Origin of the sequence: Bacillus sp. FSL M8-0077 (genome assembly GCF_038050255.1) — a bacterium.
Lineage (GTDB): Bacteria > Bacillota > Bacilli > Bacillales > Bacillaceae > Bacillus > Bacillus altitudinis.
This window is the reverse complement of record NZ_JBBPAF010000001.1, coordinates 1,362,618-1,382,107: the sequence shown is the minus strand read 5'-3', so window position 1 is coordinate 1,382,107 and position 19,490 is coordinate 1,362,618. Positions and strand designations below refer to the sequence as shown.

The following is a 19,490-nucleotide window of genomic DNA, read 5'->3' as shown; positions in this document are numbered from 1 at the left end:
TAGATTACTTATATCATAATCAACAGACCCCGGATTGTCAACAGATGACTTTTTATCTTCACCCATTGATTAAGCCGTTGGTGTTTCTGTTTTTCTTTTTCTTCGTTTTAGCCACACGTAGACAACAAACAACAAGAGCACACCGATCCCAATTGGCAATACATATGGTTCTAAAATGGTTCCAACCTCTTGCCAGTTCTCCCCAAGGACAAATCCTAGATAAACGTATACAAATGTAATCGGCGTAATCGCCAAAAACGTATACAGGCAAAAAACCCACACATTCATCTTCGCAATCCCGCACGGAATGGAAATAAGGGTTCTGACACCTGGAATAAACCGGCCGCTAAACGCAACAAATCCGCCATGCTTTTCAAAAAAGGCATCCGATTTATCAAGTGACTCAGGTTTCACAAAGAAATACTTCCCATATTTATTTAAAAAGGGTCTGCCTCCATAACGCCCTAACCAGTACAAGGTCAAAGGGCCAGCCACCCCGCCAATAGAACCGGCAGCCACAACACCGATGAAGGCCATGTCCCCTTTTGAGACCCAGTAACCTGCAAGAGGCAACACCACTTCAGCAGGAACAAATTCAATGCATAATGCAAGAAAGATGCCGAAGTACGACAAATTCTTAAAAGCATCAGCTAATGAAATAATAAAATCTTCGATGTTTATCAATCCCTTTCACACATAATCAGTTTGACAGGCTATGCTTGCAAATCGTACCGTGCCACCTATTAAACGAATAAAAAACCAAAAACGATTCACTTTTCTTCGTTTTTTTACATTAAATCTGATTTTACTATAAAAAATGTTCAAAAAAAATACTGAATGCCCTTTTTAAGTAAAGGAAAAGTGAACACAGGCGACACTTGATCCGATATATTAAGTATATGTCTGCTTTTAGATACAGGAGGTTTTCTTACATGACACATTTAACAGGAAGCTACAATGGATGGCTTGTCTTTCTGTCAGTCGCTGTCGCCGCTGTCGCCTCCTACTCAGCTCTTCAATTAGCCAGCCAGGTGATCCAGTCAAGCGGCGCAAAGAAAAGAGTATGGTTGATCATTGGTGCGATGATCATGGGGATGGGAATATGGTCGATGCATTTTATTGGCATGATGGCGTTTCATCTACGCTCTGGTATCACATATGAAACACCCTTACTCATTTTATCGATTTTGGCCTCTTTTATCGGTTCTTTCATTGCTTTTTCAATATGTATTCAGCAGCAGCTTTCCACAAGACGACTTTTGATTAGTTCGATCACGATGGGCTCAGCTATTTGCAGCATGCACTACCTCGGATTGGAATCAATGGCCAATGTCACCATCAGCTATGATCCTGTTCTCTTTTTTCTTTCGTTTTTTATTGGTGCGCTCGCTTCATTCTTTTCATTACACCTTTTTTTCCGGCTCCATCGCTCTGAGAAAAGGCGGGAGGATCAGCTGTTAAAAATAGCGGGTGCACTAATGATGGGCGGTGCTATTGCGGGCATGCATTACACTGGCATGGCGTCTTCGACGATGTTTTTTCATTCAGATGGTCAGGTCGCTGCGGGTGGTTCTCTTGAAATGTCACCATTCAGCCTGTCCATTTTCATCGGCCTGATGACACTTATCGTCCAATCACTCATGATTTTCGGCGCCTATATTGATCACCGGATTATGTCACAATCAGATCAGCTAAAAGAAAATGAACAGCGGTTCCAATCACTGATCAAACATAATATAGATGGGATTATCGTGTTATCTGTTGATCGAAAAGTGATATCTGCTAATGACCCAGGCAAACACATTTTGAAAATGTGCAATTCCTGGATTGGTGATGATGTGAGTCAATACGTCATGCCGACTGAGATGTGGGAAGACTTTATTTATCAATCAAAAAAAGCAATTACGCGTGAAGCAGAACTGAAAGCAGCAGATCGTTTTTATTATTATCATGTTACATACATACCCGTACACGTCAACCATACACTTGACAGCATTTATCTCGTTTTTAAGGATTTAACCCAGCAGAAGATTGCTGAAAAAGAAATTCATGTGATGGCACATTATGATGCACTAACTGAACTTCCGAACCGTCGTCACGGAATTAATCATTTAAATGATGTTTTATCCGCTCAAGAAGAGACAAAAACGTCAACGGCTGTTCTTTTTCTTGATTTAAATCGGTTTAAAATTATTAATGATGCCCTTGGTCATAACATAGGCGATCTGCTGTTGAAAGCCGCCGCAAACAGACTAACCAAATGTTTGCCTGACAATGGCTTTATTGCAAGAATTGGCGGGGATGAATTTTTAATGATCTTTCCTCACATGGAGCATAACACACATAAAATTGAACAGCTTTTGAAAAACATCATTCGCCAATTTGAACGTCCTTTTTTCATTCAAAACCATCAGCTCATTACATCCATTAGTATTGGAATCGCCATCTCTCCGCAAAACGGAAAGAATGGTATGGAATTGATGAGAAAAGCAGATATGGCCATGTATTTATCAAAGAAACATAAACAAAGCCGCTATGAATTCTTTACTGAATCTATGGAGAGATTGAGTGAGGACAGACTTAATCGCGAACTGGAGCTACGAGATGCCATTCAAAGAAAGCAGTTTGTGCTTCATTATCAGCCGCAAATCAGCGCCAAAACAAGACAGATGACAGGTGTTGAGGCCCTTTTAAGAATGAAAGCACCAGACGGTTCTCTAAAATCACCCGAGGCTTTCATTGAACTTGCTGAAGAATCCGGCCTGATCATCGATATTGGAAGGTGGGTCATTGACACAGCATGTCAGCAGGCAAAATTGTGGTATGACAAGCAATTGAAAATTCCTGTAGCGGTCAATTTATCTGCTAAGCAGTTTAACTCTGAAGACTTAATTGATTTGATCAAACTAACGCTAAAAAAATACGACCTTCAACCATCACTTCTTGAGCTTGAAGTGACAGAAAGCATGACAATGGACAACATCAAGCAGTCAAAACAGGTACTGACGTCTCTAAAACATCTTGGCGTCCGTATTAGTATTGATGATTTTGGTACAGGCCACAGCTCTTTAAGCTATTTGAAGGATTTGCCGATTCACCGACTGAAAATTGATAAATCATTTATCGAGGATATTTTGAGCGATTCAAAGTCTGAGCAAATCACAGGGGCTATTATTGCAATGGGGCACCAGCTATCTCTAGAAGTCATTGCTGAAGGTGTTGAAACTTTTGCACAAGCGCAACTTTTATCTGCGCAGGGCTGTGACGATCTACAAGGCTTTTATTATGCCAAGCCACTTCCAGCTAGTGATATTGAGAAATTTATCGCCTATCCTGCTCATCAGCTGGATACATAAAAAAGGTGCCAACCATGGCACCTTTTCTTTTTATCTAAATAACAAATGCTGACTGTGAATACCTGCTTTTTTCAGCAGACTAATTAATTGCTCCTGTTCTTCACGCGAAAGACCAGAAAACGCCCGCGCAATTCGAAGAGAATGGATTGGATAAATTTTATCTAGATAACTGCGCCCTTTATCCGTTAAATGGGCATAAACTGACCGTTTATCCTTTGGGTCCTGTTCTCTTTCAATGAAACCATTTCGTTCTAACTTGTCAATTACGTACGTAACATTCCCGCTGACAAGCAGGAGTCTTGAGCCGATTTGCTGAAGTTTTTGAGCACCTCTCGTATACAGTAATTCGAGAACGGCAAATTCAGTTGGATTGAATCCATGCTCCTTGCTGTCTCTAATACTGTGTTCGGAAACGCTTTTAAATGCCCTTGCAAAAACTTTGTAAAGCGTCATTGAACGTTCTACTTCTTCTTCATTAAACGATAGTCTCATCACATATCTACCTCTTATAATATTTTTTTAACTTCAAGGCTTTCTTGCGGTGCAGTTGGAGCCTTTCGTAAAAAATAGAAGTACGTTTTTGAAAACCCTTTCAACCACATAAGTGACTCCATTCGTGTTATGTATAAGATTTCGATATAAACTTTTAAAATCCTTCTTATTTTTCACAATCATCTCGAAAAAAAGCTTTTCCAGCAAACCATCAAGTTACGACAAATTTTAACATAATCTGTAAAGGCTCTATATTTCCTTACATTTGATTCGTCAAATTTCTACAAAATTCAATATTGCTATAATATTAAACACGCAAAAAAGAACCCTTCATGTGACAGTGCACATGATAAGGGATGTTAAAGATAGCGGTCTGTTTTGTTGAAAAAGAAATGATACTCTTTTTTTAAGTCACTAATTGTCATGTTCTTGGTCATATCAGGGCTATACACCCCAAGTGAGCAAAGCTGCTTCGTATAATAATGTCTTTCTTTCGCTAAAGCTTCTTTTAATATACGCCGCACGACATCTCCCCTCCTATCAATGGATATGGATCGGGTGCTTATGAGGACTTTTTATACAAATCATTTTGTACGGCTCTAAGAAGAGCATGTGCATTCTGACCCGCAGCCTTCATGAACTGCTCCAGCAGTTCATCCCTCTTCACATCTAATGCGATGATTTCTTTTGCCATACGAATGATCTGTGTTTTCTCCATCAAGTGCGCCTCCTCCTCATTTTTTCTTTTTATTATCATATGTTCACGTGACATGATTTGCACGTTATATGTTAATTTTCCTTCCATTGTTTTTCACTTTTTTCATTTTTGTGTTATATTATCTAACAAACGTTAGGTTTTTTTACTGACTGTTCGATATAATATGAAGAAAAGACTTGCAGGGGTGAGGATATGACGCAGGAAGATGTATCTTATAAAGATAAAAAAGTCATTTCAATCGGGATTGTCAGTGAATTAACAGGGCTTTCCGTCAGGCAAATCCGATATTATGAGGAACGGAAACTCATCTATCCCCAGCGCTCAACAAGAGGCACACGAAAATATTCTTTTTCTGATGTAGAACGTTTAATGGATATCGCCAACAAACGGGAAGATGGTGTGCAGACAGCGGAAATTTTAAAAGACATGAAGAAAAAAGAACAGGCATTAAAAAGCGGACAATATAAGAAAAAAATGCTGGAAGGTCAAATTAACGCACACTTCCGGTACAAAAATCGATGAACTAAATAAAAATCGCTTACTCGGCAAAATTGACTTAGCACCTGATCGACCTGAATATGAAACGATGAAAGCACGAACTTACCCAAAGACCGATTCTTGCAGAAGAGTCTATTTCAGACAACGAAAGCCAATGAATCATTGAAACAGCAAAACGAGGCAGCAATTGCAGCCTCGTTATTAGCTAAAACAACCATTCAACTATTTATCACCTAGGATACTTGATCTTTAACGATTTAGTTTTTCAAATTTGTTCAGGAATCGAAACAGTTCGTTCATTGAGCACATTCCCCGTGTTTAGCGTCGTTTTGGGTTCAATTAAGAGCAAGTGAACTTCTTCTTCAGCAATTGGCTGATGTTCAACTCCTTTTGGAATCACAAGAAATTCTCCTTCATTAAGCGTTATTTCCCTATCCCTAAAACGGATGACTAGATTGCCTTTCCACACAAAGAACATTTCATCCTCATTATCATGGTGATGCCAAATGAATTCACCCTTAATTTTCACCATTTTCATGTATGATTCGTTCAACTCTCCACTTATTCTAGGATTCCAATAATCATTTATTTGCGAAAATTTTTCTTCGATATTTACCTTTGAAATCAACTGATTCCCTCCTCATTAAATAGAAACGTCTGTTTTAATTGTCATAGCTAAAAAATTCTCATTTTCTCCTCTCGATCAGATAAAAGGGACGCAATGAGCATCAACCTCTTCTATCATTCAGTTTACATACTTCATTGGATCACGTAAAATCAAAAAATAGCATATAGATCATCACAAATTATGATGCAAAAGGAGAGTTAGTTTGGATATTAAATCTTTGGAAGTATTTAAAGCCGTTGCCATTGAACAAAGCATCACAAAAGCTGCTCAAAAATTAAATTATGTGCAGTCCAATGTCACCGCAAGAATCCAACGTCTTGAACAAGAGTTAGGTGTTCCTCTTCTCTATCGATATCATAAGAAAATATCTTTAACGCCTGCAGGACGTGAACTGCTGCCCTATGTAAATAAATTACTATACGATTACGAAGAAGCGATAGAGGCAGTTAAGCTTTCCTCTACTCCGCGGGGATCTTTACACATTGGATCTATAGAGTCTACCGCATCTACAAGATTGCCCAGCATCTTCACAGAATATTACAAAAAATTTCCACAAGTTGAATTGAGCTTGTATATGGCACCTACAGTCGATCAGGTTAGCGCTATCCTCAACTACAAAGTAGACGGCGCCTTGGTAGATGGGCCAATTCTTCATCCAGAAATCATTGAGTATCCTGTTTTGGAAGAATCCCTCGTTCTCATTACAAGCTACTCCACGGAGCAATTCCAGGTAGAATCCATTTTACATGAACCATTGCTCTCGTCATTCGCCCATTGTATTTATGTAGGACGATGGCAAAAGTGGCTAGAGAACAATGGGTATCCTCCTATGAAGGTCATGGAATATGGTACGTTAGAGGGCGTCCTTAAATGTGTTGAAAGCGGGCTAGGAGTGACTGTATTACCAAAATCTATGGTTGAATCTCGGGGGCAAGGTAAATTTACCTGTCATCCATTACCAGAACCACATCGAATCGTGCCCACTGTGTTAATAAGGCGACGTGATTCGTACATGACCAGTGCCCTGTCACAATTTATGGAGTTAGTAGGTATTACGAATATGTGATCTGAGACAGATCATTGTTTTCATAAATAAGATCATTTGTGATAAAAAAAAGAGGATAGATAGAGCGACATTCTTTCAGCTCTTCTATCCTTTTACATCATCTTAACTTATGCCTGACTTATCATCATTCTTTTTAATTAGATGAAGCGTCAGTTCCTTCAACGACCCCTACAAAGTCAATCCGTACACCGCCTTTTTCAGGATCTTCTTTCACCCGAAAGGCAAGCGCCTTTTTTTCTCCAGTGTTTGCATCTTTATAATTCGCATGAAAGACGTGGATGCTGGCTTCTTCCAATTGAAAATCTTCATAAGAAAGCGTATCAATTCCCCATTCTTTTTTCGATTTAAGAATGTCATTGGGGCTTGGGACAGCGCCTTCGACATAGACATTTTCCATTTTTCGTTTATTTCCTTCAGTTATCGCTTCAAGCATATGCTCTGATGCCACAAGTCTTCTGTCTTTCCCCTCGTCTTCTCTTGAACATGCACTTAGCAAAACAATGCACATGAAAATGAATAAACACTTCTTCATTTTTCTCTCCCACCTTCTCCTTAAAATGTAAAGGATGGAAGCGCTATATGCAATCTTTATTCAAAAAAGACTGTAAAACGTTACATTTTACAGTCTCTTTTGACTACATCAGTGTATGAAGAAATGCTGTTGCAATTCCAAAATAGATGAGTAAGGATAAAATATCATTCAATGTTGTGATCAGTGGTCCAGATGCAATGGCTGGGTCCACGTTTAATCTGTGTAAAATAATCGGCACGACCGTACCTGCCATTGTCCCAATAATCAGTGTTGCAAGAAGCGAGGAACCAACAACAAAACCTAAAATCATATTGCCCTGCCATACCATGGCAACGACCGTAATAATGATTGAACAAACAATCCCAATATAAATACTTGTTCTCAGCTCTCTGAAAATCAAGCGCATAATGGTTTTTTTCGTTAATTCTTCTTTTGACAATCCTCTAATGACAACCGCTAGAGACTGTGTCCCTGTATTCCCTGTCATACCTGCAATCATCGGCATGAAGAATGCTAAAGCAACGACTTGCTGCAGGGTATCTTCAAAATAATTCAAGATACTGCCTGAAATCAGCCCAATGAATAGGAGCAAAATGAGCCATGGAAGACGGCGGTATGCCGCCACAAATGCCGGTGTGTCGAACGTGATATCTTTACCAGAGGCAGCAAACTTTTCATAGTCTTCTCCTGCCTCTTGAATCACAACATCAATGATATCATCGACTGTCACAATTCCGACTAGGACATTGTTCTCTTCTACAACAGGGATGGCAAGGAAATCATATCGTTCAATGAGCTTTGCGATTTCTTCCTGATCTTGAAAGGCACCAACGGCAATGACTCGTGTAAACATAAGATCCTGCACTTTTTCATCCGGTTCACCTAAAATAAGATCCCTGTATGAGAGTACCCCTACAAGCTGTTTTTGATCATTTATGACATATAAGTAGTTGATCGATTCGGCAATTTCAGCAAAGCTTTTCAGCTTCACCACGGCATCCTGAACCGTATAATGCTGCGGAATCCAAACGTACCGGTTGGTCATGATCCGGCCTGCTGTCTCAGCAGGGTAATTCATGAGAAGCTGGACGGCCTTGGATTCCTCTGCCTCCATGTTAGATAAAAGCTGATCCTTCAGCTCATCCTCCATCTCATCAAACAAATTGGCTAGATCATCATTATCCATTTTGTTTGTGACGAAGGTAGCTTTGTCTTTCCCTACTTTTTCAAGAACTATCTCTTGATATTCCCGCTCCAGTTCACCCATCATTTCTGTCACGTCATCGACTGTTAAAAAGCTGAGAAAACGGCCGCGGTGTTTTTCTGGAAGCTCCTTGAATAAGTAGGCCATATCATAAGGCTGAAGTTCTTCCATAATGTTTTTAAATTCTTTACGTTTTCCATCTCTTAGTAAAATAATGATGCGTAAAATGAGTTCATCGTACGTAATGTTCTGTATCATCGCTGTTACCTCCCCAAAATCAGGAGATACCCGAATCCCTTAGATTGTGCGGGGGTCAGGATCTCCTCTATCTGATGCGTCAATCTGATCTTTTGACATACTCTCTATGTGTCTCGAATCGGGATGATCCATCCCCACACCTCCTTTTCTCATAAAAAAGCACCTTCAACCGAATGAAGGCGCTTTGTAAGCATGACAAATAAACACTTGCTCCTTCAATCGTAGAGCTTTAGCACTGTATGGCATAGGATTAATCCAGCTGCATTAAAAATCACCTTATGTCGATGATTCCTGTTGACCCATTGGCGTCTTTGGACATTTTTGGGCAGCAGCGTATCTCCATACAGGAGCCTCACCTAACGAAGTCTCATATTGTTGACACACTGAGATTACAGAAAAAGCGCAATGATGTCAATAAGCAAGATGCCAAGTTTCCTGATGTATTCGCTTTCTTTTCAAAAAAAGAGCGATCGACAAGTTGACCATCGCCCTTTCATGTCTTTTATTCTTCTTCCGGCTGATTCATATCCTCTTGGGAGAGGAGATGAAAGGAATCATGCAAAAACAAAGCATATCCTTCTCCATCAGGATGGGGAACATATTCCGCACGATCCATCGTCTGTTCTTCTTCTTTTTTCTTCATCATATTCTCTCGCCTCCTTTCCAGTAGTTTGTCCCAATGAAAAAACCTTACACATAAAAGTGTAAGGTTCAGCATGTGCGTGCTGGTGCTCACGAATGTCAAATTCGCTCCGCGCCAGTACTCGCCCTTCCTAGGGCTGCAAAAGGTTTTCTATCACGCTCAAAGGTTCATTTATGGCTTAATCGTCCCATTCTTGCTTGAGGATTTTGCCTGTTTTAGCGGAAATCTCAAAATCAACTTCTTCACCGCTTGGTGTCGTAATTTCAATTTCATACAAGTACACACCATTTTCTTTATCTAATTCTGAATCTGTGACGGTTCCTTTTACTTTTGCAAGGGCAATTTGTTCAGCCTGTTTTTTGGTGATTTTTACATTTTGTTTCTTTTCTTTGACTGGATCATTGAGCGCTTTGCCTGTTTTGGCATCGACATATACTTTATATTCAAAGCCGCCTTTTTTAATCTCGACCTCATATACCCATTTTCCTTTTTTACGCTCAAGATCTACATCATCTACATAGCCTTTCACAACTTTTAATGCCGCTTTTTCAGCCTGTTTCTTTGAGACAAATGAAGATTTCTTTTGCACCACTTGTTCGGCATTTGCCGTTTGATTTGTATTTTGCGCTTGAAGCGTGAAACCACTTGCGACAAGTGCTCCTGTGAATGCTGTAGCTACTAGTACTTTTTTTATCATGTTTAATTCCTCCTCTGTTTGATTTCTCCTTTATCTTAAAAAAACAAGATGATAAAGGAAGGAAAGGAACATGAGAAAATCATGAGAAAATGATTAGTTTTCGTACGTAATGCCTTCAATATCTCCTGTATAGGCATTCACTAACACCTCTGCCTCTCTTCCATCCGGCAAATCGAGCTCTACCTCAAACACGAGCATTCCGCTAAAAGTTTCAAGATCCGCATCATCCACTGTGCCGCCCACTTCTTTTACGGCAATCTGAATGGCTTCTTCTACCGTTATTTTTGTCAGCTTCTTTTCTTTAGAGGTTGGCTGTTTCTTTTCTGCTTCAATCACCTTGAACGTGTCTTTCTCAACATCCACTTGATACAGTTCTTTTTTTGATTGAATCGTAAAGATAAAGCGATCCGATTTTTCTTTCTTTTGAATCACGGTACCCTTCACTTTTTTCACTGCCACTTCTTCTGCTTGGAGTTCGGCATTTTTCTCATTTGGTTTTTGATAGCTCTTTAACTGTTTCATCTCTTTCATTTGACCGCTTGAGGAAGATGCAATGATTTGATAGATGCCATTTGAATTTTCAAGCGTCAATGTATAGTCCTGTTTATGATTGATCAGATCAATATTTGTGATGTTTCCATTGTAGTCTTTTGCGATGATTTTTTTAATGTCTGCTTCGCTTAATATTTTTTTGTCAATGGTTTGAATCATGAGCATTGCAAAAGCCACAAGAATGAAAAGACATCCTACGAGCGTAAGCAGCATTTTCATTTTTCTAGACATGCAGCGCCTCCTTCCTATTTCCTATTTTATAAGGAGGAAATGAGAAATTGATGAGAAAAGACCTACTTATTTCTGAAAAAGAATGGTCATTACGGTTCCTTCACCGATACGGCTGTCTACCTTTAGCTCAGCCCCATGCTCTTCAGCCATTTGCTTCGCAATTGACAGGCCAAGTCCAGTCCCGCCCGTCTCACTGTTTCTCGCTTCATCCACACGGAAAAAGCGGTCAAAGATTTTCGGCAGATCCTCTTTTTTTATGCCAATTCCTTTGTCAACAACCGAAATAAACGGTTTCTCTCCTGCTCGTCCGCAGTTCACATCAACTGGCTCTGCACTATATTTAACCGCATTATCAATCAAGATGGTCAAAAGCTGTTTGATCTTCTCTTCGTCTCCTTCAGCAATAACAGGCTGACCCGCTTGTATATGAGTAAGGATGGTTCGATTGGTTGCCACTTCAAGTGTATGGCCAACTTGGCTGCACAAATGACCAAGATCAACCGGCTTCATGTCCAAGTAAAGCGGCTGCCCATTTTTCGCCAGTGTGAGTAGTTGATCTGTCAGCCTTTTCATTTTTTTTGCCTCATCATGAATGGCTTGAGAGGATTCTTCTACGACCTCTGGCCGGCTTTGCCCCCAGCGTTTTAGTAAATTGCTGTAGCTCATGATGACGGTAATGGGTGTTTTCAATTCATGAGAAGCATCGTGTAAAAATTGCTGCTCTTTCTCATAATGTTTCTCGAGAATTTCGGCCATTTCATTAAAGGTTTGACCCATTTGATACAGTTCATCCTTTGAATCGCCTGTTAATTCAATTCGTTTAAACGCCTTTTCTCTCATACTTGCTTTCATCGTATTGGTCATTCGACTAATTGGGCGGACAATTTGTTTTGTTAAAATGTGGCCTGCAAAATAAGAAAGCACAATAAACAAAACGCCAGTAGCGATTAAAATCATTTTTAATAACGCCAAGTTCTCTTCTGTATTTTCAATTTCTTCATATACTTGCAGCGACACAATGTCCCCATTTGTCCAAATGACAGGGATAGCCGCGAACGCAATCATATTCTTATTGTATTCTTGAATTTCCGCTGTCTGACCAGATTCGTATGTAAAAGGAAGTGAGCTAAACGTAGATTCCTTCGTGACGGTCAGCTTTGATTCACCTTTCTCTGTGACGACACGGATCATACCATTTTGAGGCAGATACGCTTTCAGAAGCTCTGAAGATGGAAGGCCCTCTTCTTCTGACTTCTTTAGTGCAATCGCAATATTTTCAGCTACTTCCGACAACCGTGACATATCTTTTTGCGTCAAGGTCATTGAAAAAATAAAATAAATCGCTGTATGAAACAGCAGCACCATTAAAAACAAGGACAACGATGTATAAAGCTGGATCTTATTTTTTAATCTCATGCTTTATCCTTTCATCACATAACCCACACCTCTCACTGTGTGAATCAATTGTTTTTCAAACGGGTAATCGATTTTTTTCCTTAAATAGCGAATATAGACATCAACCACGTTCGTGTCACCAAAATAGTCAAAACCCCAAACAGCTGTTAAAAGCTGATCTCTTGTGAGCACTTGCTGCTGATGTTTCAATAAATGAACAAGCAGGTCATATTCTCTCGGTGTCAGCTCAAGCGTCTGATCGCCTCTTTGAATTTCTCTTGTTTTCTCATTCACCGTTAAATCTGCAATACTTAGCTCAATGTCCTTTTCCTCTTGCGCATTGTGATTGAACCTCAGCTGTGCACGAATTCGCGCTAATAATTCTTCTATGTCAAAGGGTTTTGTAATATAATCGTTTGCCCCAAGATCAAGACCGCTGACCTTATCGGGAACACTTCCTCTTGCGGTAATCAAAATGATCGGTGTTGCCGTATTTGTCTTTCGAACCCTTCTAAGCACTTCAAGTCCGCTTAATTCTGGAAGCATGACATCTAGAAGCACTAAATCAAAACTCTCCTCCTCGAGCGCCTGGAGTCCTTTCATCCCTGTATCTTGGACTGTGACCTCATATCCTTCATATTCAAGTTCTAATGACAGCACTCTTGCAATTTTCTTTTCATCTTCGACCACGAGTATCTTCCCTTTGTTCATCTCTATCTCTCCTATCTAAAAGGCAAGCTTGTCTTTCCATTATTATATGTTGCCTTTCTCCATTGGAACAGTCACAATCTTCATATATTATTATTCAAAAGAAAATAGTTTATTATCGACAAAAAGGAACTTACGTTCTAAAATCAAGAGATGATCACCTTACATATAGGTTATGCTTTTTGAGTTTATTTATAGTTATGACAAGGAGGAACTTTACTTGATGATGAGAAATGATAATATCACATTAGCACACTTTTCAGAGGCATATATAGAGGGTTTAACGTCTTTTAATCTAAACAAAGAACAAGAAAAATTCACCGCTTTACCGAGTGAATATTTTGAGTTCACTGAAGGACAATACAGAATTGTGATCCTGAATGAGAAGGAACCGGTTGGCTTCTTTGTATTACATGCTACAGATCGTGTTAAAGATTATTCAAATAACCCAAACGCTTTGTTGTTAACTTCATTATCTATGCATCAGAAGCAGCAAAGAAAAGGGTATGCCAAACAGGCCATGTCGTTATTAAAACCATTCGTCACCTCTGAATTTCCTACCTATAACGAGATCGTACTGGCTGTGAATCATCAAAATATCCCTGCCCAGACTCTATATACACAAATAGGCTTTCAGGATACAGGTGGAAGAAAAACTGGCCCAATTGGTGAACAGATTATTATGAATTTGCTGTTAACCTAACTGTCCATGAAACGAACTCTAGAGAATAAAATGTTTTTTGGGGAAAATGTTTTCTCGTTCTCCCTTCTCCTCACTACTCACCTATCAATTAATTTTGTTGTTTTGCAAGATCATCTTTTTTAGTTCTTTTCACCCATTTTCATCTGTACAGGTACAAGCTCACTATGCAGCATTTCCTTCTTTTTCATATGATACTAAGAGTTTTCCTCAAAAGGTGACCTCTTTCGGCAAGATATGAGGAGAACTGCACATTGAATAATTATTTGATTATTTGAAAAATTATTACAATTGACCCTTTCCGATCAAACATTTGTTTTATACAATAACATTACGCAACCTGAATCTACTTTGAAAACAAAATAAGGAGGGCTTTCTTATGAAAGGTGAAATTCGCTTAATTCCGTATGAAGTAAAAGCCAATGTGATGGAAGCGAAAGAGACGCCGGAAAGTATTCAGGAGATTAAAGCACCCGAACTTTGGTCAAGTGGCTTCAAAGGAAAAGGCATAACCATTGCTGTCCTTGATACAGGTTGCGACACGGAGCATCCCGATTTAAAAGATCAGATTATCGGAGGAAAAAACTTTACCGATGATGACAATGGAGATGCTGAGAATGTAAAAGACTACAATGGGCATGGTACCCATGTATCTGGAACGATTGCAGCAACGGATCAAAATGGCGGCATTTTAGGTGTTGCGCCTGAAGCCAAGCTGTTGATCGTGAAAGTCCTCGGAGGGAAAAATGGCAGCGGGAAATACGAATGGATTATCAATGGCATTAACTATGCGGTTGAGCAGAAGGTTGATATCATTTCCATGTCTCTCGGTGGGCCAAGCAATGAACCAGAACTGCAAAAGGCCATCCAACATGCGGTAAGCAGCGGTGTTCTTGTTGTCTGCGCAGCAGGAAATGAAGGTGACGGAGACGAGCGTACTGAAGAGTTCTCCTACCCAGCTGCATACAATGAAGTCATTGCCGTCGGCTCTGTCTCCCTTGCAAGAGAATCCTCTGAATTTTCCAATGCGAATAAAGAAATCGACCTCGTCGCTCCAGGTGAAGACATTTTATCCACTCTCCCTAACCATAAATACGGAAGACTAACAGGCACTTCCATGGCTGCCCCTCATGTGAGCGGTGCACTCGCCATTATTAAAAATGCCGAAGAAGAAGCGTTCCAGCGTAAGCTGACAGAACCTGAGGTATATGCTCAGCTCGTACGGAGAACTCTTCCGCTAAAACAAACGAAAACCCTTGTAGGAAACGGGTTTTTATATTTAACTGCACCAGATGTGCTTCTTGAGAAAACATTGGAAGCAGAACTTTTGTCTCTATAGGTACATGTTAGGTCCTGAGAAAAGATAGAATTTTCTCAGGATTTTTTTAATTAAAATTATTCAAAATTTACTTTGACGAAATGAAGTGAACGTTATATAATCGAACACAATAAATTCATAGTTTGAGAGTCGGTAATTCGATCACACGTCGAATTTTAATTGGGAAGACCGGTGAAAATCCGGCGCGGTCCCGCCACTGTAAGTGAGGAGAGCTTTTCGTTAATAATCCACTGTCATGAGGATGGGAAGGATGAAAAGCTTGCAGATTCGCGAGCCAGGATACCAGCCGCTCTATCACATCAAACCCCCTACGGTTGATAGGAGATGTCGGAAAAGCGTTCGTCATTGATACTTACGCCTTCTTTCGCACACACATTTTGTCTTTTTAAACCAGACATTTGCCCTCATCAATCTTGATCATGAGTGTGAATGTCTTTTTATATTTAGAGGAGGAATTGGAATTGACAATTGTTAAAACAAGTAATTTAGGTTTCCCGCGAATTGGTTTAAACAGAGAATGGAAAAAAGCACTTGAGTCTTATTGGAAAGGTCAAACTGACCGAGAAACCCTCTTAAGCACACTCGATGAACAATTTTTAGCCGCTATTAAAACTCAAATTGATCAACAAATTGACGTTGTTCCTTCTGGAGACTTCACATTCTATGATCACGTGCTGGATACTGCCGTTATGTTCAATTGGATTCCAGAGCGCTTCCGCAGCTTGAAAGACCCACTAGATACATACTTTGCGATAGCAAGAGGAACAAAAGATGCTGTCTCAAGTGAAATGACAAAATGGTTTAATACAAACTATCACTACATCGTTCCAGAATACGAAAAAAGCACAGAATTCAAACTCACACATAACAAACCGCTTGAAGCATACGAAAAGGTGAAAAAAGCGTTTGGTGTTGAAACAAAACCTGTGGTTCTTGGCCTTTATACATTTGTCGCACTTTCTAAAGGCTATGAAGCCAATGAAGTGAAAGAGATTCAGCAGCGTCTCGTGCCGCTTTATACTCAGTTGTTAAAAGAGCTTGAAGAAGCCGGTGTAAAATGGGTTCAAATTGATGAACCTGCTTTAGTCACAGCTTCAAGTGAAGACGTGAAAGCAGTAAAAGCCATTTATCAAACGATTAAAGAAGCTGTACCTGCCTTAAACGTTCTGCTTCAAACATACTTTGACTCAGTAGATGCCTATGAAGAGCTTGTCACGTATCCAGTTGAAGCCATCGGTCTTGATTTTGTCCATGATCAAGGAAGAAACCTTGAACAATTGAAAAAGCATGGCTTCCCAAAAGATAAAATTTTAGCAGCCGGCATCATTGACGGCAGAAATATTTGGAGATCAGATCTAGGAGAAAGATTATCGTTTATTTCTGAAGTGATTGCTGACGTGCAGCCGAAAGAAGTATGGCTACAGCCTTCAAGCAGCCTGCTACATGTACCAGTTGCAAAACATCCGAGCGAACAGCTTGAAGAAAAACTATTAAACGGACTTTCTTATGCCACTGAAAAGCTGGCTGAATTAACGCTATTAAAAGAAGGCTTATCAAAAGGAGCGGCTGCCATTGATGCAGACATCCATGCAGCAAATGAAGCACTTCTGACGTTAAAAGAATTCGCGAAAGGAACGAATGCGGACCTGACAGCAGAGCGCAACAGTCTTTCATCAAAAGATTTTAAACGTCCAGTTGCTTTTGAAGAACGACTACGCATTCAAAATGAATCTCTTGAACTGCCGCTTCTTCCAACCACAACAATCGGAAGCTTCCCTCAGTCAGCTGAGGTGCGCAGTGCTCGTCAAAAATGGCGCAAAAATGAGTGGACAGATGCAGAGTATGATGAATTTATTAAAAAAGAAACAAAAAGATGGATTGATATTCAAGAAGAGATTGGCCTAGATGTACTCGTTCATGGAGAATTTGAACGTACAGACATGGTTGAATACTTCGGTGAAAAACTCGCTGGATTTGCCTTTACAAAATTCGCTTGGGTCCAGTCGTATGGATCACGCTGCGTGAAGCCGCCGATCATTTATGGAGATGTAGAATTTACAGAGCCAATGACAGTGAAAGAGACGGTTTACGCTCAAAGCTTAACGGAGAAAAAAGTCAAAGGAATGCTGACAGGGCCTGTCACGATCTTAAACTGGTCTTTCCCAAGAACAGATATCTCTCGTAAAGACATTGCCTTCCAAATCGCTTTTGCTTTACGTAAAGAGGTAGAAGCGTTAGAAGCAGCGGGTATTCAAGTGATTCAAGTGGATGAACCTGCGCTAAGAGAAGGTCTTCCTTTAAAAGAGAGTGATTGGGCAGCATACTTAAACTGGGCAGCAGAGTCATTCCGTCTATCGACATCGTCTGTTCAAAATGAAACGCAAATTCATACACATATGTGCTACAGCAATTTCGAGGATATTGTTGATACGATTGAAGACCTTGATGCAGACGTGATTACGATTGAACATTCACGCAGTCATGGCGGGTTCCTCGATTATTTAGAAAAACACCCGTATTTGAAAGGCCTTGGACTTGGGGTATATGACATCCACAGCCCGCGCGTTCCAGCTGTTGAAGAAATGAGTAAAATCATTGATGATGCACTGAACGTCTGTCCGACAGATCGCTTCTGGGTGAACCCTGACTGTGGACTGAAAACAAGACAAGAACCTGAAACCATTGCTGCTTTGAAAAACATGGTGACAGCTGCTGAAGTCGCTCGTAAAAAGCTAGCGCAGCACGCATAATTAACTCACTCTTCCCCTGCTGAACATTTGGCAGGGGTTTTTTATCCGTAAATTGTCCTGATCGGTCTCCTCCTACAATGATTCCTTTTCTATCATGATTCGTTTATACTAGAGAAGTCAGTCGAACAAAGGGAGGAAGACAATGAATCACGAAGCTTTTTTACAACGCGCAATTGATCTTGCAGTAGAAGGAGTAAATAGTGGCACAGGCGGCCCTTTTGGAGCGGTCATTGTCAAAGACGGTCAGATTATTGCAGAGGGAAGCAACAATGTCACAACGAGTAATGATCCAACCGCACATGCAGAAGTGACAGCCATTCGAAAGGCGTGCCAAACACTACATACATACCAATTAGAAGACTGTATTTTGTATACAAGCTGTGAGCCTTGTCCAATGTGTCTTGGTGCTATCTATTGGGCTAGACCAAAGGCCGTATATTTTGCCGCTGGACACAAGGATGCAGCGACTTCTGGTTTTGATGACTCCTTTATTTATGAAGAAATCAACAAAGAATACGAATCAAGAAACATTCCATTTTACCAGCTGACCCTTCAAAAAACCCTTGCTCCATTTGAAGCATGGGACACATACGACAAAAAGAAAGAATATTAAAAAAAGACACCTGCTCAACAGCAGGTATCAGTAAACGGACAAAGGGCTTCATTTTTAGCCCTTTTTTTCTTTTCATGATTCCGCCACTTCAAGCTCTACTTCGATGTTTCCTCTTGTTGCTTTTGAATATGGACAGAATTCATGTGCAGCCTCAACAAGCTCTTTCGCTTTGTCATGGTCAAGCCCTTTAGCGGAAACAATCAGCTTCACGCCAAGTTTAAAACCGCCATCACTTTCATCTTTTAATAGACTGACATGTCCTTCTACTTCTGATTCAATTTCGACACCTTGCTTCTTGGCGACTTGTTCAAGCGCCCCTCCGAAGCAGGCCGCATAACCCGCTGCAAATAATTGCTCAGGATTCGTACCAGTTTCTCCATCTTTCTTTGCGTTTGGCATCACAATGTTGTGGTCAAGCACACCATCATCCGAACGAACATGTCCTGCTCTTCCGTGCTGTGCTTTTACTTTTGCAGTAAATAATGGTTTCATCTTGATCTCCTCCTTCTTCTACTTATACCTTTCACGTTCTATTCGTTGCTCAAACATTTATGGCACATTGAAGAATTTTTCATTTTTAGTCTGTATTTATTTTAAAAAGGAAGAAAATCTTATACAATGATAAGTATGACAAAAAATAGTTGGTGACAAATATGACAAATGAATTTGAACATATGAAGCTGGAAAATCAGCTTTGTTTCTTGTTATATGCAAGTTCAAGAGAAATGACGAAGCAGTATAAACCATTATTAGAAGAGTTAAATATCACGTACCCACAATATTTGGCACTGCTTTTATTATGGGAGCATGGGACTTTAAATGTGAAAACAATGGGAGAGCTTCTCTATTTAGACTCCGGTACACTCACACCTATGCTAAAACGAATGGAACAAAATCGACTCATCATCCGTGAACGTTCGAAAGAGGATGAACGTTCTGTCCAAATTCGTTTAACAGAATATGGAGAAGCTTTACAAGAGAAGGCCACTTCGATTCCATTTCAAATGCTGTCTGGAACAGGCAGGTCAGAAGAAGAGCTGAAAACACTTCGCGCTTCTTTACATGAGCTTTTGCAAAAATTAACACAATCAAAAGGCTGAGGGAATATTC

The 19,490-nt window shown here is 40.0% G+C and carries 21 protein-coding genes and 2 riboswitches; of the genes, 8 read left to right on the top strand and 13 right to left on the bottom strand.

Going from position 1 to position 19,490, the window contains the following annotated elements; genetic code table 11:
• Positions 1–69 precede the first annotated feature (69 nt).
• Positions 70–684 carry a DedA family protein gene (locus NST57_RS07080; protein ID WP_039169164.1) on the bottom strand — a complete coding sequence of 205 codons (615 nt, stop codon included), beginning with the start codon at positions 682–684 and terminating at the stop codon, positions 70–72.
• Between the two features lie 248 nt (positions 685–932).
• Here NST57_RS07080 and NST57_RS07075 point away from each other — a divergent pair, with 248 nt between their 5' ends.
• On the top strand, positions 933–3,356 hold the full coding sequence (locus tag NST57_RS07075) for an EAL domain-containing protein (RefSeq protein ID WP_341298316.1): 2,424 nt from the start codon (positions 933–935) through the stop codon (positions 3,354–3,356).
• Positions 3,357–3,386: 30 nt separating this feature from the next.
• Here the strand turns inward: NST57_RS07075 and NST57_RS07070 are convergent, their stop codons facing one another.
• The 3 genes from NST57_RS07070 to NST57_RS07060 all read right to left on the bottom strand — a co-directional run bounded on the left by NST57_RS07070 (position 3,387) and on the right by NST57_RS07060 (position 4,566).
• Positions 3,387–3,851, bottom strand: a complete 465-nt coding sequence (locus NST57_RS07070; protein WP_088004396.1) for a MarR family winged helix-turn-helix transcriptional regulator — start codon at positions 3,849–3,851, stop codon at positions 3,387–3,389.
• A gap of 356 nt (positions 3,852–4,207) precedes the next feature.
• On the bottom strand, positions 4,208–4,372 hold the full coding sequence (locus NST57_RS07065; protein WP_008346148.1) for a hypothetical protein: 165 nt from the start codon (positions 4,370–4,372) through the stop codon (positions 4,208–4,210).
• A 38-nt stretch (positions 4,373–4,410) separates the two neighbouring features.
• Complete coding sequence (locus NST57_RS07060) at positions 4,411–4,566, bottom strand: hypothetical protein (protein WP_200831215.1); 156 nt, start codon at positions 4,564–4,566, stop codon at positions 4,411–4,413.
• A 192-nt stretch (positions 4,567–4,758) separates the two neighbouring features.
• Between NST57_RS07060 and NST57_RS07055 the strand changes: the two genes are divergently transcribed.
• Positions 4,759–5,088 (top strand): MerR family transcriptional regulator, encoded by a 330-nt coding sequence (locus NST57_RS07055; RefSeq protein ID WP_007498778.1) that lies wholly within the window; start codon positions 4,759–4,761, stop codon positions 5,086–5,088.
• Positions 5,089–5,329: 241 nt separating this feature from the next.
• Here the strand turns inward: NST57_RS07055 and NST57_RS07050 are convergent, their stop codons facing one another.
• Positions 5,330–5,692, bottom strand: a complete 363-nt coding sequence (locus NST57_RS07050; protein ID WP_341298315.1) for a cupin domain-containing protein — start codon at positions 5,690–5,692, stop codon at positions 5,330–5,332.
• A gap of 202 nt (positions 5,693–5,894) precedes the next feature.
• On the opposite strand from NST57_RS07050, the gene NST57_RS07045 reads away from it, so the two are divergent.
• Positions 5,895–6,758: a LysR family transcriptional regulator gene (locus NST57_RS07045; RefSeq protein WP_008346160.1), complete on the top strand. Its 864-nt coding sequence runs from the start codon at positions 5,895–5,897 to the stop codon at positions 6,756–6,758.
• Between the two features lie 133 nt (positions 6,759–6,891).
• Here the strand turns inward: NST57_RS07045 and NST57_RS07040 are convergent, their stop codons facing one another.
• From NST57_RS07040 to NST57_RS07010, 7 genes are all read right to left on the bottom strand, one after another.
• Positions 6,892–7,290 carry a hypothetical protein gene (locus NST57_RS07040; protein WP_341298314.1) on the bottom strand — a complete coding sequence of 133 codons (399 nt, stop codon included), beginning with the start codon at positions 7,288–7,290 and terminating at the stop codon, positions 6,892–6,894.
• A gap of 103 nt (positions 7,291–7,393) precedes the next feature.
• The gene (gene mgtE / locus NST57_RS07035) at positions 7,394–8,752 is read right to left on the bottom strand and encodes a magnesium transporter (RefSeq protein ID WP_007498785.1); all 1,359 of its coding nucleotides are present in this window, start codon (positions 8,750–8,752) and stop codon (positions 7,394–7,396) included.
• Positions 8,753–8,959: 207 nt separating this feature from the next.
• A riboswitch (M-box (ykoK) riboswitch) is annotated at positions 8,960–9,123 on the bottom strand.
• 131 nt (positions 9,124–9,254) lie between these two features.
• A complete protein-coding gene (locus NST57_RS07030; RefSeq protein ID WP_008346168.1) occupies positions 9,255–9,398 on the bottom strand; it encodes a hypothetical protein in 144 nt (47 codons plus the stop codon).
• A 175-nt stretch (positions 9,399–9,573) separates the two neighbouring features.
• Complete coding sequence (locus NST57_RS07025; RefSeq protein ID WP_142154859.1) at positions 9,574–10,092, bottom strand: PepSY domain-containing protein; 519 nt, start codon at positions 10,090–10,092, stop codon at positions 9,574–9,576.
• 93 nt (positions 10,093–10,185) lie between these two features.
• Positions 10,186–10,875, bottom strand: a complete 690-nt coding sequence (locus tag NST57_RS07020; RefSeq protein ID WP_142154858.1) for a PepSY domain-containing protein — start codon at positions 10,873–10,875, stop codon at positions 10,186–10,188.
• A gap of 66 nt (positions 10,876–10,941) precedes the next feature.
• Positions 10,942–12,291 (bottom strand): ATP-binding protein, encoded by a 1,350-nt coding sequence (locus NST57_RS07015; RefSeq protein WP_142154857.1) that lies wholly within the window; start codon positions 12,289–12,291, stop codon positions 10,942–10,944.
• A gap of 3 nt (positions 12,292–12,294) precedes the next feature.
• Positions 12,295–12,981, bottom strand: a complete 687-nt coding sequence (locus NST57_RS07010) for a response regulator transcription factor (protein WP_251185950.1) — start codon at positions 12,979–12,981, stop codon at positions 12,295–12,297.
• Between the two features lie 220 nt (positions 12,982–13,201).
• Between NST57_RS07010 and NST57_RS07005 the strand changes: the two genes are divergently transcribed.
• From NST57_RS07005 to NST57_RS06990, 4 genes are all read left to right on the top strand, one after another.
• Positions 13,202–13,681 carry a GNAT family N-acetyltransferase gene (locus tag NST57_RS07005; protein WP_341299196.1) on the top strand — a complete coding sequence of 160 codons (480 nt, stop codon included), beginning with the start codon at positions 13,202–13,204 and terminating at the stop codon, positions 13,679–13,681.
• A 376-nt stretch (positions 13,682–14,057) separates the two neighbouring features.
• Entirely contained in the window at positions 14,058–15,017 is a 960-nt protein-coding gene (locus NST57_RS07000) for a S8 family peptidase (RefSeq protein WP_025207227.1), read from the top strand.
• A gap of 112 nt (positions 15,018–15,129) precedes the next feature.
• A riboswitch (cobalamin riboswitch) is annotated at positions 15,130–15,322 on the top strand.
• A 156-nt stretch (positions 15,323–15,478) separates the two neighbouring features.
• A complete protein-coding gene (gene metE, locus NST57_RS06995; RefSeq protein WP_341298313.1) occupies positions 15,479–17,767 on the top strand; it encodes a 5-methyltetrahydropteroyltriglutamate--homocysteine S-methyltransferase in 2,289 nt (762 codons plus the stop codon).
• 142 nt (positions 17,768–17,909) lie between these two features.
• On the top strand, positions 17,910–18,380 hold the full coding sequence (locus NST57_RS06990) for a nucleoside deaminase (protein WP_008346184.1): 471 nt from the start codon (positions 17,910–17,912) through the stop codon (positions 18,378–18,380).
• 72 nt (positions 18,381–18,452) lie between these two features.
• Here NST57_RS06990 and NST57_RS06985 read toward each other — a convergent pair whose 3' ends face one another.
• On the bottom strand, positions 18,453–18,872 hold the full coding sequence (locus tag NST57_RS06985; RefSeq protein ID WP_008346186.1) for an organic hydroperoxide resistance protein: 420 nt from the start codon (positions 18,870–18,872) through the stop codon (positions 18,453–18,455).
• Positions 18,873–19,033: 161 nt separating this feature from the next.
• On the opposite strand from NST57_RS06985, the gene NST57_RS06980 reads away from it, so the two are divergent.
• A complete protein-coding gene (locus NST57_RS06980; RefSeq protein ID WP_341298312.1) occupies positions 19,034–19,480 on the top strand; it encodes a MarR family winged helix-turn-helix transcriptional regulator in 447 nt (148 codons plus the stop codon).
• Positions 19,481–19,490: the final 10 nt, after the last annotated feature.

What these genes read in the sequence shown, in the direction of transcription:
- NST57_RS07030 (WP_008346168.1), bottom strand. Translation starts at nt 9,398, where the DNA reads ATGATGAAGAAAAAAGAAGAAGAACAGACGATGGATCGTGCGGAATAT.
- NST57_RS07055 (WP_007498778.1), top strand. Translation starts at nt 4,759, where the DNA reads ATGACGCAGGAAGATGTATCTTATAAAGATAAAAAAGTCATTTCAATC.
- NST57_RS07010 (WP_251185950.1), bottom strand. Translation starts at nt 12,981, where the DNA reads ATGAACAAAGGGAAGATACTCGTGGTCGAAGATGAAAAGAAAATTGCA.
- NST57_RS07040 (WP_341298314.1), bottom strand. Translation starts at nt 7,290, where the DNA reads ATGAAGAAGTGTTTATTCATTTTCATGTGCATTGTTTTGCTAAGTGCA.
- NST57_RS07075 (WP_341298316.1), top strand. Translation starts at nt 933, where the DNA reads ATGACACATTTAACAGGAAGCTACAATGGATGGCTTGTCTTTCTGTCA.
- NST57_RS07060 (WP_200831215.1), bottom strand. Translation starts at nt 4,566, where the DNA reads ATGGAGAAAACACAGATCATTCGTATGGCAAAAGAAATCATCGCATTA.
- NST57_RS06985 (WP_008346186.1), bottom strand. Translation starts at nt 18,872, where the DNA reads ATGAAACCATTATTTACTGCAAAAGTAAAAGCACAGCACGGAAGAGCA.
- NST57_RS07015 (WP_142154857.1), bottom strand. Translation starts at nt 12,291, where the DNA reads ATGAGATTAAAAAATAAGATCCAGCTTTATACATCGTTGTCCTTGTTT.
- mgtE (WP_007498785.1), bottom strand. Translation starts at nt 8,752, where the DNA reads ATGATACAGAACATTACGTACGATGAACTCATTTTACGCATCATTATT.
- NST57_RS06990 (WP_008346184.1), top strand. Translation starts at nt 17,910, where the DNA reads ATGAATCACGAAGCTTTTTTACAACGCGCAATTGATCTTGCAGTAGAA.
- NST57_RS07025 (WP_142154859.1), bottom strand. Translation starts at nt 10,092, where the DNA reads ATGATAAAAAAAGTACTAGTAGCTACAGCATTCACAGGAGCACTTGTC.
- NST57_RS07005 (WP_341299196.1), top strand. Translation starts at nt 13,202, where the DNA reads ATGATGAGAAATGATAATATCACATTAGCACACTTTTCAGAGGCATAT.
- NST57_RS06980 (WP_341298312.1), top strand. Translation starts at nt 19,034, where the DNA reads ATGACAAATGAATTTGAACATATGAAGCTGGAAAATCAGCTTTGTTTC.
- NST57_RS07020 (WP_142154858.1), bottom strand. Translation starts at nt 10,875, where the DNA reads ATGTCTAGAAAAATGAAAATGCTGCTTACGCTCGTAGGATGTCTTTTC.
- NST57_RS07000 (WP_025207227.1), top strand. Translation starts at nt 14,058, where the DNA reads ATGAAAGGTGAAATTCGCTTAATTCCGTATGAAGTAAAAGCCAATGTG.